The organism is Bdellovibrio sp. NC01, assembly GCF_006874625.1.
Lineage (GTDB): Bacteria > Bdellovibrionota > Bdellovibrionia > Bdellovibrionales > Bdellovibrionaceae > Bdellovibrio.
This window is the reverse complement of record NZ_CP030034.1, coordinates 2,932,203-2,945,836: the sequence shown is the minus strand read 5'-3', so window position 1 is coordinate 2,945,836 and position 13,634 is coordinate 2,932,203. Positions and strand designations below refer to the sequence as shown.

The following is a 13,634-nucleotide window of genomic DNA, read 5'->3' as shown; positions in this document are numbered from 1 at the left end:
TCGTGAAATCAGTACTAGTAGTCTGTGCAGCGACTGTGATGGCAACATCAGCCATGGCTGCAAATCGTGCTCCGCAAAATGCAGCACCGGTATTGCGTGAAAGTTCGTTGGATATTTCAACAACAAGCTATCCTTGGATGAGCTCTACAGAATTCAAAGAAGCCGTAAAAACCGCTCATGACCGTGGGAATCGCAAAGTGGCTTCCAGCGGTATCGACTATGAATCACAAATGTCTGATAACTTGAAAGAGATTCGCGCAAAAATTCTTGCTGTTAAAAGCCCTGCGCAAATCGATTCTTTGATTAATGAATACCAAGCGAAGTTTGATACTTTGGCTCCAGATGCAAAAATGTTGATGGCACAATTAGTGTTGTTGCAACCATTTAAAGGTATCGTTTACAGAATTGCTCCGCTGGCTGCGAAGACTAACGTAACTCACAGTGTGATGTTGTCTTTCGTTATGAGACAAGCGGCACAAATGAAAGTGTACTTCCCAACGGAACAAGCAAATGCCTTGTTCGCTTATTTGACTCAGCCTTATGACGGCGTCGTGCAGTTCAAAGAAGGTGAAGAGTTCCAGGCTTTCCTTGGTGACGTTGTTTACCCAGCAGCTTTGAAGTCTGCTGAAACAATCAAAGGCATTCCAGTTTCAACTCCACTTGTGTGGGATAATAAAATCCTTTACGCAGGTATCGTTGACGCGAATATCGATACACAAGATCGCTACACATTGATCGGTTCTGCAGAAAAATGGGCTTTGTTGGCGGCGAAACAAATGGGCTTGCACTATTTGACGGCGTTCCGTTCTTATTCTGTAAAAAACGTGATGGCGATGTCTAAAGAGATGGGTTCGTTGTACGGCGTTGATGGTTTTACAACGTCATTGTTGCCAAATGGTTCTGTTGACGGTGTGAACAGCCTTGAGCGTACAGCGGTTTTCAAAAAACCTAAGTATGCGGGCACGTTCATTTTGTATCGTGATGGTCGTTTGTGGATGGAGCGTTCGTTCAATCACATGAAGGAAGCTGTGTCTTACTTGCGTATTGCATGGGAAGAAGTGAAAGACAAACCGGCTGCTGAAAACTTCTTGTTGAATCCAGCGTTCTTCGTGGGTTTTGATCGTCAAATCAACAACCACCTGTCAGTTCTTGAAGAGATGGTTCAAGGTCCAACAAAAATCAGAAGCCGTTTGACGGGCGAAACGATGGTTGTCGATCTTAAAGGTTTCTATATGAATCCTCCGAACGACGTGAAGTCATTGTTGCCAACGTCTTTCGATATGACTCAAAAATTCAGCAAAACTCAGATCAAAGTTGGTAAGAGCGCAAAAGCTGAAGACGTTTCTTACTATAACTACTTCCACGGTCGTCCAACTGATTGGAATGTAAATGCTTATAAAACGATCTTCCCAGAGATCAAAAAAGGTTCGGATGTCAGCACAGCAGCTCGCGTTCTTGCGCAGTCTTGGGGCGGTGTTGTGTTAGCAGGTCCATTGCGTGCAGTTGTTCGCTAATGTAAAAGCACATGGAAAAAAGGGGCTTCGGTTGTTAAACCGAAGCTTTCTTTTTTTGGAAAGACGGGTTCATCAAAAACCGCGTTGGGTGTTTACATTTATTGCTCTGGTTACTGTTCTTGCCTTGAGCCAAGCAACGAAAGTCCGTGGGGTCCTTTCAATTTATGAATTGCTGCCTTCGGCTTTTCCTTCTTTGGCTGAACTTAAGAACACCGATGAAAAGTTCAATGACAATCGTTATCTCATCCTGAATATCCTTCCGCAAAAATCACTGACTGAAAATGAGTTCTGTAAAGTGCGTGCGTGGATTAGTCACGAAGCACTGAACAATCAGCACGTCATTAAAGCGTTCAGTATCTTTGACATGCGTGGAATTAAAGAGATCGATTCGAAGATCTTCTATCCGCGCAGTCTTGAGCTGAATTGTGAACAGCCCACGGATAAAACTATTTCCCTGAATCAGTTTGTAAAATCTCCGTGGCAAGGGGTTCTCGTCGATGCGACGAAGGAATCGTTCCTGGTGCAATTTGATTTTGCTGAATCGGTTGTTGATCCTAAGATTCGTGCATTTTCATATCCCATCTTGAAGGACTTCATGGAGAGGTGGGAAGCGCAAGTCGGGAAACCGTTGCAATTGCAAACGGAATTCCTTGGTAGTGCTGCTTATGAAAGTTATCTCGGTAAAGGCAATCGTGAATTCTCGCGTGTGCATTTGCTATTGCTATTTGTGCTATTGATTTTCTTCCGACTCTTTATGGGGACATGGAAAGCGGGATTGCTTTATCTGTTAAGTCTGGTGATCGCATTGATTTGGGTCATAGGTTTAATGGGAGCAGTCGGTGGTAGCTTCGATATTCTGACGAATGCCTTGATGGTGATGATTGCCGTGTCCACGTTGCAAGATTTGGCATTTGTGGCGATGGATTACATGAAATCGACGGGAGTCGCTAGAAAATCCTATCGTCGCTTGCAACTTGCAGGATTTTTCACGTCGTTTACGACGATGGTGGGTTTTGGTTCTCTCGCGATTTCATCTTTGCCCATGATTCGCGATTTCGGAATTTTTGCCGCTTCGGGCGCTTTTTTTGAGTGGGTTTTGACGTTCTTCTTTTTGCCTCTGTTAACAAAACCGGGAAGTATTTTTGAACACTGGGTTTCATATGAAAAGGCCGTGGGCTTTCACTTCGTTGAAAAAATCAAAGTGTTATCGCGCTTTAAGTTTTTACGCTTTCATTGGATTGCTTTCTTTGTCGTGTTGTTGCCGTGGGGATTGCACTTTTATGATGAACCAAAATTGATGTTCCCAGGCTCGCACATCTTCCGTCAGGATACGGATGGATTTATAAAGCAAATGGGTTGGGAGTACTCAGTCAGTGTTGTTTTCAAAGATCCCGATTTCGCAAAAGATAAGATCGTTCTGGCGATGCAGAAAAATCCATTTGTGCAAAAGATTGATACCGCGCAAGCAGCGTTCGAGTCTTCCGCGGGGCATTTGACGGGTTTAACTCGTTCATTGGCTGAACGTGAGTTCTTTAAGATGTGGCGTCCAGATCGTTACTTTGGCAAGAAAGATTTGGAACGTTATCATTTATTTTTAAAGACCTCGGAAATTTCAGACGTCTTAAAATTGCGTGATGAAGTTCACACGCTTTGTGGTGATAGCTGCTATGCCAGTGGCGCCATCATCACCTATGCCGAATTTGTTCGTCATCTTGCGGAAACGCTGTTTGAAAGTCTGTTCGTCAGTTTCGTGTTGGTGATTATCATTTTGTTATTCTTGGCGATGGTATTGGATTTCCCTCGACCGTTGATGGTCGTCTACAGTGCCTTATGGGGACCTGCCGTTTTGTTGATTTTGATCATGGTATTTAGAATTCCGATTAATATGATGACGTCATTAACAGCCTCCGTGGTCTTGGGGCTGACAGGCGATAACATTATTGAATTTATGTTTGCGAAAGATACCATGCGCTTTGATGAAGGCATGGATGCAAGATTTCCCGGCGCGATTGTCACCAGTGTCATGATGTCGACAGCGTGTTTGGTGTTCTTGGCGTCACCGTTTGCGCCACCTCGGACACTGGGCATTTTATTCTGTCTTGGATTTTTACTAAGTCTTTTTGGCGACTACTTCGTTCTTCGCTACCTTTGGAATAAAAAAGTACATAAGTCGTAAGTGTTTAAGGATCGATACTTTTTCAAACTCGGTGCGGGCCCTCGGCTTCACCGTTTCGTTGTGATAGTGCGGAAGCTTTGACCAGTGCATCTTTGGCTGTTCGTGATGCGCAAGATGATAGCCGTTGTTCAGTAAAAAATAATTACCAATTTTTGTCGTGAAAGTCAGAGAGTGATCCAGCTTTGAATCGTAATCACAACCGTCATGCAAAGCGAAGTTCATTAGAATCAATGCATTCATACTTAAAAACCACGGCAGTAAATTGTGCAGTAAAAACGAAACAGGATGCGCGTAAAGCGCATAGGCGATGTAGATGCCCAGTGCGAGGGCTTCAAGGCATAGTGATGATTTACGATAAGTATTTAAACCCGCAAAAAGTGAGCGTGGACGCATTTTCATCGGGGCGATTTGTGCTTTTGCGATGTAAATCAAGGCGCGCCAAAGTCCTTGGTGACCATCCACCAAATGTGCTCCTGCCCAGTCTTTGCCGTTGCAGGGGTTGGGATGATGATTTTGCACGTGCGGCAAGTAAATCATCGTGACGGGGACTCCGGTGCACAGGGATAGCAGAATATTTGCCGCGATATTCAGCGGTGTCGCGCGAAACATCCCCAAATGCAATTGGTTGTGATTGATGGTGAAGCAGATGTAAAAAAAGAGGCACGATGCCGGGATCAACGCCAAACTCCACCAACCAACTGGTGTCACAAGGCCTTCGTACAATAAAGCGGTACTGATGGCCATAAAAGTTAAGCTGCGAAGGTCTTCCCGGAAGCGAAGCATAGCCTAAAATAAGAGGGAAAATCCTCTCTGGCAAATATTAAAATTACGCGCCTTGTAGTCTCGGATTCATGATGACATTAGTGCCCGTTCTTGAATTAAGTAGAGTATGGAACAAATCTTACAGCCTATTGGCATTGCTTTTCAGGATCTTAAAGTTCGCTTTGAAAAATTGGACCCACGTATTCCTGTGGCCGTCATCTTGTTTATTTATTTGTTACTAGGTTTGACAGTTCTGGGCTTTAATCGCTCGCCACTTCAAGCCATCACGACAACAGTGTCTTGCGTAGTTTTGGAAATGGTTCTGACAAGAATTTTCAAAGGGGAGTGGATGTTCCCACTCAGCGCTTTGATCACAAGTTTTTCTTTGTCGTTTCTGTTGAACTATAGTCACGATTTGTTTTTGCTGTTTGTGCCGGTCTTCTTTGCGATTGGTTTTAAGTATTTGATTACCTTTAAAGGTAAGCATGCGCTGAATCCTGCAATGGTGGGTGTCAGCATGTCGTTGTTGTTTTCTCATGATTTGATTACGGCGGCACCGGCCTATCAATGGAACGGTATTGGCGCGATGTCGATCTTCGTTTTGATGTTAGGCTTAATGTTCGTTATCCCTAAAGTGAATAGACAGTGGTTGGTGATTTCGTTCTTATTCTTTTTCACGATTCAAACGGCATTGCGTGCGTTCATCATGCGCCACCATTTACCATTTGAAACTTTGTTCTTAGGGACGTTGTCGTCACCTTCGTTTTTGATCTTTACGTTCTTCATGATCACAGATCCGGCAACGACACCGAAGGATCGTAAGACACAAATTTGGGTTGGCTTCTGGCTTGCGACGATTGATTTGGCGCTGCACTTACGTCAAAGCTATTACACGTTTTTCTATTCAGCATTGATTGTTGGTTCGTTCCGTTTCGGCCTAAATCATTTCCGTGCGGCGCGTGCGATGGGCTTCGGGAACTATTTTAAAGTCAACTTCATTGAAAGCGGTTATTTCAAGCGTCCGCTTGTTTTGGGAGCGATATTCTTTTCAGGCAGTTTCGTTTACGCGCAGTTCATTCACCCGAACTTGTCCATTGAAAACCTAAACTGGCACCTGGAAAAGGTCGAATCGAAACATTCAGGTCTGAACGCAGAAAAGTACGGTGGCCTGTATGAGGATCTTGATCCACGCATCCAACACGTGGCCAAGTGGATTCTTAGCGTTGGTGATGCTGTTGCCGTTGCTGATGTCGACAATGATGGTCGTCAGGATATTTTCTTAACGAACATGGTCAAAGAAAAATCAGAGCGCGCGGCTTTGTATCGCAATGTGGGTGACTTTAAATTTGAGCGTATTCCCTTGCCAATGCTTGATAGTTTCATCGCGGATCCTAAAGTGAACGGCGTTATCAGCAACGCGATCTTTGCAGATTATGACAATGATGGCGATCAAGACTTACTTTTGACGGTTGGTTTTGGTCATCCGATCTTGCTTAAAAATATGTTGCAAGAAACGGGCAAGCTTTCGTTTGTCGATGTTTCTAAAGAAGTGGGTCTTGATAAGCTTTATACAAACTCTTTGGCAGCGACCTTTGCTGATTTTAACAAAGATGGTTTGCTTGATATTTTAATTTTGAATGTGTGGCCTGAAAATCTTCCGGACTATCAAACTCCACATCAGTTGAATCTTTTCCATTTGCCACAGGCTGAATACGAAGGGGATCAACGTCCGTTTAATTTCATGCATGATAGCTGGCACATGTCGAACAATGGCGGCAAGAACTTGCTGTTGTTGCAAACGCCTGATCATAAGTTCGCTTTGCAAGATTCAGATAAGTGGGGCTTGCCGGAAACGCGTTGGTCGTTGGCTGTCGGTATTGCGGATTTCAATAAAGATGGTTGGCCAGATATTTATATTGCCAACGATTTTGGCCCTGATGATTTGTACTACAATCACGAAGGTAAATACTTTGAAAATATCAAAGGCGATATCTTTGGCTCGATTGGTAAGGATACTTACAAAGGTATGAATGTCTCTGTCGGGGATTTCGATCGCACAGGTTGGTTGGGAGTCTACGTTTCAAACGTGCACCATGCTTTCCAGGCAGAGGGCAGTTTGTTGTGGATGTTCTCTAAAGGACAAAGCGCATTCTATCCTGAAGTGACAGAGATGGCGACAGCGAAGGGCGCGTTGAATGAAGACCGCTTCGGTTGGGGTGGTGTCGCCGCTGACTTCGATAATGACGGTTGGGTGGATCTTGGCCAAGCAAATGGGATGGTCGATGATAAAATCGATAGAAAATTCGAATCGTGTCCTGATTATTGGTATGTGAATGAAAAAGTGGCTCGCTCGCCACCAGCAATCCATCGTTATGCAAATAAATGGGGTGATCTTCGTGGTTATTGCATTTATGGAAACGAGCAAAATCGTATTTACCTAAATCGTGGTCCATCACAAAAACCACAATTCGTTGACGTGGCGTCTGCTGTGGGTGTCACAGAGTTGACGAATTCGCGTGGTGTTGCTGCTGCCGATTTTGAAAATACGGGTCGTATGGATGTTATCTTCACACACCAGTTCGGCGAACCGACATTGTATAAAAACGTTTACAAAGGCACAGCAGCCGATGCGAATGCATGGATCGGTTTAGATTTGTCGAGTGCAAACCCGCAATGTAATGCAGAGGCCTTAGGAACACGAGTTGAACTTTTCGTTGAAAAAGAAAATGGCGAAAAATTCACTCTATTCCAAGAGACGCAAGCGGTGAGTGGCTTTTCTGCACAAAGTGATAAGCGTGTGCACTTTGGTTTGGGCCATGGTGTGAAGAAAGTTTCAGCGAAAATTAATTGGTGCCTTATGCACGAGGAAGTTTTCGAAGACTTGAAAGTAAATGAGTACACGAAGTTAACATGGAAAAAATAATGCACAGCCTGCGCGAACAAGACGGTGATTTAGTAAATCACTGGTACATTCTTGCCTTAGAGTCGGAAGTTCCCGCGGGTAAACCGATCAAACGTTATTTGTATGACACTCCTTACGTTCTTTTTAGAAATGAAAAGGGCGAAGTGACAGCATTGCTTGATAAGTGTATTCATCGCGGTGCTCAGCTCTCGTTGGGTACCGTCGAAAACGGCGCCGTTCGTTGTCCTTATCATGGTTGGAAGTTTAATTCAGATGGTCAGCTTATTGACGTGCCTTCTGATGGTCCGTCTGTGGAAGCGCAAGATGCCGTCAAGAAACGCAACTGGTGCACGCATAAGACACCAGTGGTTGTGCAAGATGGATGCGTGTGGATTTGGCCGGGCGATGCAAAGCTTGCAACAGCAGGTCCAAGCTGGCGTTTTCCTGAGTACGGCAATAAAGCTGTCGTGTCTTACTTCATGATCACGGATTTTGATAATGAGGTCACTCATTTGGTTCAGAACTTCATGGATGTGCCACATACCGTGTTTGTGCATTCCAAATGGTTTAGAAATCGTTCGCTTTTAAAAGTTCCGGTCGACATTGCCGTTGGCAATGCGCGTGTTAAAGTTACCTATAACCAAACGCAAGACACTATTGGTTTTACCAGTAAGGTTTTAAATCCCGGTAACGAGCCGATGATTCATATGGATGAGTTCATCTTTCCAAATTTGACTCGGGTCGATTATAAATTCGGGAAAAAGTTTTTTATCATCAATAGTCAATGTTCACCGATTTCGCGTTATAAATCTCGCGTATATACGTGGATTGCTTACGATGTCGGACTGCTCAGTCGCGTGTTTAAGCCATTTATGCAGTTCTATACTCGTAAAGTGATTCAACAAGACGTCGAAATTATGAAAAATCAAGGCGACAACTTCGTGCAGTTTGGTGAAGGGGATTTCAAGTCCACTCAAGCCGATGAATTGCACGTAGCGATCGATCGCATGCGCGTGAAAGGCATCACGAACCGCCACGACGCCCATGAAATCAATTTCAATCGAGAGAGAGAGTTTTGGATTTAAAATCCTACTTCGCTGAAAATAAAGATCTTATTCTTTTTGATTATGCTCGTGATAATCAGAAAGTTTTGGATTTTATGAATGCGGCACCGATGCGTTTAAGTGGTATCGAACTTCTTTACGATCGCAGTCCGTCATTTCCTCGTCTGTTAGAATGCCAAGCTGCCAAATATATGACAGTCATGGGTTGGCAAAAGGAACGTGTTAGCGGTTTCTTTTCGATGTCGGTGCAACAAAAATGGGTTCATGGGCAAAAGGCTTCATGTGCTTACATTGGGGATTTTCGCACGGATGGCACTCGAGCGGCGGCTAAACTTTGGCGTAAGGCGTATGCGGAAATTTTGAATTTAATTAAAGCCGATGAAAGTTTTGATCGACCTCAGTATTTTTTGACGGCGATTTTAAAGAAAAACATCGAAGCGCTCCGCAGTCTGACTTCTAGTAAAAAAGACTTTGGCTTTTATTATGAGTTCTTGAAAGAAGTCGACATGGTGAATGTCTATGGACGCTTGCCGTGGTATCGTTCATCGAAATTAGCCGCTGTGGCGGCGCAACCAGAAGATCTTCCAGTTCTAAAAAAGTTTTTACAGATGAACGAGACGCGCAAACTTTTTGGTGCGATCTTTGATGACAGCGCTGATGATTGTTGGAACTATCGCAGTTCCGCGTGGCAGGGCTTTGCGCTTGAAAAGTTTTTACTTATTAAAAATCAAGCAGGACAAATTGTGGCCTGTACGTTGCCGTGGAGCCCTGGTTTTGCGAAACGCATGACTGTGGTGAAGGCCCCTGTGGTCTTGCGGGCCTTATTTAAGACTTTACGTTTCTGCGGCCTTAATATGCCAGGTGTCGGCGATAATTTAGAAACTATCTATCTAACCCATTTGAATATTCATGAATCTGTCGATGCGTCGGAAGCGGTGAAAGCTTTCGCTGAATATACTTTTAAGTCTGAAAAAGCAGCGCACATGATTTCTTTTTCTGACGAATGGGGATTGCAAAACAAAATTAAAGGCTGGGTTGAACAGCGCGTTCCGGTGTTATTATTTGCGGTGTCTACCGATAAAAAACGTGTTTCCGATGGTTCTTCCGTTTCTTTTGAGATGGGGCTTGTATGATTCGCCGTCTGTGCCACGAGCTTCTACAAGTTTATTATGCTCGCAGTGAAAAGACCTTTCGTCGTTCATTAGGTTCGTTGGAAGCTATTCAAAGAAAAAAGCTTGCAGATATTATAACAAGTCTTCAGAACACCACCGAGTGGAAGCATTTAAGTGCTTCATTGAGTTATGAAGAATTGAGCAAGTCCGTTTCCGTAAAGTCCTATCAAGACTACGCAGCTTTAATAGAGCGTCAAAGAGCCAACGGAGAAAATATTATTTCTTCTGAAGTGGTACGTTACGAGCCGACGAGTGGCTCGACAGACCAACGGAAGTGGATTCCCTACACACGTGTGTTTTTGAACGAAATCAATCAAGCGGCGCAAGTCTGGTTGGGTGATCTGTATAAACGAATTCCAGCGATTAAGTCGGGGACCCATTACTGGTCGCTGTCATGGCTTCCCCAGGAGCTGCGCGGTTTAACTAACTCCAATGATGCAGATCTGTTTCCTGCGTATCAGCGCTGGATTTTAAATCAGTTGATGGCCGTGCCCTCTGAAATCGCGACCCTGCAAAGCTCTGAGGCTGCGTGGTGGGCGACATTGTTGTATCTGGCGGCACAGAAAGATTTATCACTCGTTTCGGTGTGGAGTCCGACTTTTTGGTTGAAGGTCAGTGAAGATATCCAAAACAATTGGTCAGAGATTTGTTCGGCTCTACATAACGGGGAATGGAATAAATTTTCCACCGAGCTTGCAGCTCATTTGGGTAAAGCACCTGTTCGTGATGTTACAGATCTAAATCCAGACGATTCTGAATTCTTTGTAAAGTTGTGGCCTAAGCTTCAGTTATTAAGTTCTTGGGATTCTTCTTCAAGCGCTTTATGGGCTGATAAATTGAAGTCGCGTTTTCCAAATGTAAATTTCCAAGGCAAGGGGTTGTGGGCAACTGAAGGTGTCGTCACGATTCCTTATCAAAAGCAAAAATGCCTGGCGTTTCATTCGCACTTTTTTGAATTTAGGAATTTAGCGACAGGTAACATAGTGCCTGCGTGGCAATTGCAAAAGGGTGAAGAGTATCAGCCGATTCTGTGGACTTCGTCAGGACTTCTGCGCTATCCACTGCAAGACCGCTTGCGTGTTACGGGGTTCCTGCAGTCCGTGCCATGCTTCGAATTTGTTTCGCGTTTACGCAGTGTCGATCTTGTCGGTGAAAAAATGGATGCGGCTTGGGTGCAGGATCTTTTTGCAAATCACCCTGAATGGCAGGCGGTTTCTTTAGTGGGTGTGCGTTTGCCAAAGCCGCAATATATTTTGTTTGGGCAGAATGTCGCAAACGTCGACATTGAAAAGTCCTTGCTGAAGGTGCATCACTATCAGGTCGCAAGACAGCTAGGGCAGTTGCAGCCAGCAAAAGCGGTTGAGGTCCAAGACATCTTTAATTTCTTAAAGCAATTTGGTTCAAGTCGTCTTGCTGGTCAGAACAAGATTGAAGTGTTGTTCTCGATAGATGCTCTTAGTGATTAGCTAAAGAGCATTCAATGTCTAGAAGGATATCGCGACTCCAAACGCTTGTTGAAAGACGGTCATTGCTAGATTTCAACATGCCTTCGCTATAGACGCGCATTTCTGCATTGGCGATAAAGGCCTCAAGCGTATAAATCCCGTCAACTTTTTCAGTGATATAAGCAGTCACGGTATCAACATCGCCGATTTTAACTTTTTGTTTTGTCTTAGACTCAACTTGAGTTTGCAACAATGGATCGTTATTGATGTCGATGTGACAGTTCAAAGTGGCAGCTTGTGCGAAAGAAGAAATAGCCAACGATGCAAGAACGGATACAAGTGTTAGTTTCATGGGGTTCTCCTTAAGATAATTAAACGAGGGCTTGCGCCAAACTTCAAGCATTCAAATCAAGGCCTAAGTTTTTGTCGTAAGCTTTGCGGCGTTCGGCATTAAAGAAGTATTTCATCTCTAATAGAAAACGAAAGCGTTCGTGAAAAACAGTGCCACTAATGACAAAGCCCTTCTTAAGCTTGGGAATAAGAATGGCGGCATTATTCGAGTGATGGGTGCTAGTGATGACCTGAAATCCTTCGCTGCCTACTTTGGCGATAACCGCATCAAGCAATTGGCCATAGACACCATGACCACGATGTTCTTCAAGAACCGCAGAATTTTGCATGTAGTAAGTTTCGGGATCCGTCGAATAGCCGTAATGCCAACCAACGGGTTCATCACCTTTGTAGGCAACCAAGCGAAGATGATAACGTTGTTCCGCATTCTTACGCGCCAGAATTTTGGCTTGGGCCTCTTCCGATTTAGGAAAATTCAAAGGCTGATTTGAGCGGTTCTGATAAACGCGCTCAAAGTGCAGATCCAGGACTCGATACAACTCTTCTTGTGAAACTTCTTTTACGTGCATGAATTTATCATGCTGAAGTTAGTAATTATAGTCGATCAATTTCTTAAAATACTCTGGCACACGGGCTTTGAAGTGCAGGCGCTTTTTAGAATGTGGGTGAGTCAGTTCAAGCTCGGCCGAGTGCAAAAATAAATTTCTGAATGGTGAGTTGGGTTTGCCGTATTTGACGTCGCCCACAAGTGGATGACCTTCTTCGGCCATGTGGACACGGATTTGATTTTTCTTGCCCGTTAAAAGATTGATCTTAATCAAAGAATACTTATCGATTTCTTTAAGGACTTCATATTCTGTGATCGCAAGCTTGCCTTCGTCAGAATTTTGACTTGAGTGAACGTGATAGTCTTCGTCTTCGCTTAAATAACTTTGAATGACGCCGCTTTTGTTCTTCATGTGACCATGAACGATGGCGTAATAAGTTTTGACGGTTTCTTTCCAGTTATTTTTTAAATACTGCTGCACTTCTTCGGATTTGGCGAAAACCAACAGACCTGAAGTCGCCTGATCTAAACGATGGACTACGAAAACCGATTTCGTCGAGCGGGGATTGCCTTTACGAACCCATTGATTCAATAGACCGTGAACAGTATTTTCACGCTCCCATTTCGCAGCAACAGTCAGCAGGCCTGGAGCCTTATTGCCTACGATAATGTCTAAATCGTCATGAAGGATTTCAAATCCTTTGGGCTGGTACTTTTTGGGAATTTTATTGCTCATGCAAGCCTTCGGTCTTAATGTTAGAACATCTTACAGAAAGGGAGTTTCCGTGGCAAAACAATATCTTGATCTCTGCATCATGCCGGTTCCTAAAACTAAAATAGCGGCTTATACTAAAACGACTAAAATCATCGGTAAGCTTTTATTGAAGCACGGGGCTTTGGCGAGCCGTGACTATATGGCTGATGATGAAAATGCTTCATCTCTTTCATTCCCTAAGAAAATCAAATTGAAAAAAGGCGAAGTGATCGTGGTTGCTGAAGCCGTATTTAAATCAAAAGCGCACCGCGATTCAGTTTTTAAAAAAATGTTCAAAGATCCAAAGATGGAACAATTGAACATGGGTCCTGAATGGATGGACCAAAAGCGCTGTGTCGTTGGCGGCTTTACAATGATCGCGAACGTTGAATAGTTTTTCCGTGAAAAGGAGTGTGGCTATAAGCCACACTCGACTTCAAATGTCTCCCATGCTCTTACTTGCGTTGCATCTGTGTGAATCGTATCAGTAATGCGTCCACCGCCACCCACGGCAGTCACATAATTCCCTGTTAATGTTTGAATGGCATATTTGCCACCACTTAAAGAAATAAATTTAAATTGCTCCCATCCTTGCAACCATGTTGCATCAGAGTGAATGACGTCCGTCGTTCTGCCTCCTCCGCTGACCGCTGTCAGATAAAAGCCTTTTACGGTTTTAATGCCGTAGCTGATAATTGGATCGCCAATACATGCATCCACTAAGGTGAATTTTTCCCACGCACCCACTTTGGTGGCATCGGTATGAATAACGTCAGTGGTTCTGCCGCCGCCACCAACCGCCGTTAGATAATGGCCATTGTAGGTTTTGATTGAACACGTTGTCGGGCCGTTACAGGCATTTGCGAAATTGTTGAAACTCAAAAGAACCGCTGAGGCGATTAAGACTGCGAGCGTTTTCATGAAGACTCCTTGTTTGAAAATTCCCT

General features: G+C 44.0%; 12 protein-coding genes. 7 read left to right on the top strand and 5 right to left on the bottom strand.

From position 1 onward, the window contains the following. The first annotated feature begins 2 nt into the window (after nucleotides 1-2). Together DOE51_RS14035 and DOE51_RS14030 are read left to right on the top strand one after the other, a co-directional pair. Nucleotides 3-1,514 (top strand): hypothetical protein, encoded by a 1,512-nt coding sequence (locus DOE51_RS14035; RefSeq protein ID WP_142697177.1) that lies wholly within the window; start codon nucleotides 3-5, stop codon nucleotides 1,512-1,514. 88 nt (nucleotides 1,515-1,602) lie between these two features. Further along, the gene (locus DOE51_RS14030; RefSeq protein WP_142697176.1) at nucleotides 1,603-3,690 is read left to right on the top strand and encodes a hypothetical protein; all 2,088 of its coding nucleotides are present in this window, start codon (nucleotides 1,603-1,605) and stop codon (nucleotides 3,688-3,690) included. Here the strand turns inward: DOE51_RS14030 and DOE51_RS14025 are convergent. Beyond that, on the bottom strand, nucleotides 3,625-4,434 hold the full coding sequence (locus tag DOE51_RS14025; RefSeq protein ID WP_168196458.1) for a fatty acid desaturase: 810 nt from the start codon (nucleotides 4,432-4,434) through the stop codon (nucleotides 3,625-3,627). The two genes, DOE51_RS14030 and DOE51_RS14025, sit on opposite strands and share 66 nt — an antisense overlap. A gap of 145 nt (nucleotides 4,435-4,579) precedes the next feature. Between DOE51_RS14025 and DOE51_RS14020 the strand changes: the two genes are divergently transcribed. Genes DOE51_RS14020 through DOE51_RS14005 form a run of 4 tightly spaced genes read left to right on the top strand, consistent with a single transcriptional unit; the run spans nucleotide 4,580 to nucleotide 11,056 of the window. Beyond that, nucleotides 4,580-7,375 (top strand): FG-GAP-like repeat-containing protein, encoded by a 2,796-nt coding sequence (locus DOE51_RS14020; protein WP_142697174.1) that lies wholly within the window; start codon nucleotides 4,580-4,582, stop codon nucleotides 7,373-7,375. Continuing rightward, nucleotides 7,363-8,439, top strand: coding sequence for an aromatic ring-hydroxylating dioxygenase subunit alpha (locus DOE51_RS14015; RefSeq protein ID WP_142697173.1), 1,077 nt, complete (start codon nucleotides 7,363-7,365; stop codon nucleotides 8,437-8,439). Before DOE51_RS14020 ends, DOE51_RS14015 begins: the two co-directional genes overlap by 13 nt. Next, nucleotides 8,430-9,551, top strand: coding sequence for a hypothetical protein (locus DOE51_RS14010; RefSeq protein ID WP_142697172.1), 1,122 nt, complete (start codon nucleotides 8,430-8,432; stop codon nucleotides 9,549-9,551). The genes DOE51_RS14015 and DOE51_RS14010 overlap by 10 nt, the downstream gene beginning before the upstream one ends. Further along, a complete protein-coding gene (locus tag DOE51_RS14005; protein WP_142697171.1) occupies nucleotides 9,548-11,056 on the top strand; it encodes a GH3 auxin-responsive promoter family protein in 1,509 nt (502 codons plus the stop codon). Before DOE51_RS14010 ends, DOE51_RS14005 begins: the two co-directional genes overlap by 4 nt. On the opposite strand, the gene DOE51_RS14000 is transcribed toward DOE51_RS14005, so the two are convergent. Genes DOE51_RS14000 through DOE51_RS13990 form a run of 3 tightly spaced genes read right to left on the bottom strand, consistent with a single transcriptional unit; the run spans nucleotide 11,046 to nucleotide 12,669 of the window. Continuing rightward, entirely contained in the window at nucleotides 11,046-11,387 is a 342-nt protein-coding gene (locus tag DOE51_RS14000) for a hypothetical protein (RefSeq protein ID WP_142697170.1), read from the bottom strand. The two genes, DOE51_RS14005 and DOE51_RS14000, sit on opposite strands and share 11 nt — an antisense overlap. A 43-nt stretch (nucleotides 11,388-11,430) precedes the next feature. Then, nucleotides 11,431-11,955, bottom strand: coding sequence for a GNAT family N-acetyltransferase (locus DOE51_RS13995; protein ID WP_142697169.1), 525 nt, complete (start codon nucleotides 11,953-11,955; stop codon nucleotides 11,431-11,433). An 18-nt stretch (nucleotides 11,956-11,973) separates the two neighbouring features. Beyond that, complete coding sequence (locus DOE51_RS13990) at nucleotides 11,974-12,669, bottom strand: RluA family pseudouridine synthase (protein ID WP_142697168.1); 696 nt, start codon at nucleotides 12,667-12,669, stop codon at nucleotides 11,974-11,976. A 49-nt stretch (nucleotides 12,670-12,718) separates the two neighbouring features. On the opposite strand from DOE51_RS13990, the gene DOE51_RS13985 reads away from it, so the two are divergent. Further along, nucleotides 12,719-13,081: a DUF1428 family protein gene (locus DOE51_RS13985; protein ID WP_168196457.1), complete on the top strand. Its 363-nt coding sequence runs from the start codon at nucleotides 12,719-12,721 to the stop codon at nucleotides 13,079-13,081. 23 nt (nucleotides 13,082-13,104) lie between these two features. On the opposite strand, the gene DOE51_RS13980 is transcribed toward DOE51_RS13985, so the two are convergent. Continuing rightward, on the bottom strand, nucleotides 13,105-13,608 hold the full coding sequence (locus DOE51_RS13980; protein ID WP_246845099.1) for a hypothetical protein: 504 nt from the start codon (nucleotides 13,606-13,608) through the stop codon (nucleotides 13,105-13,107). Nucleotides 13,609-13,634: the final 26 nt, after the last annotated feature.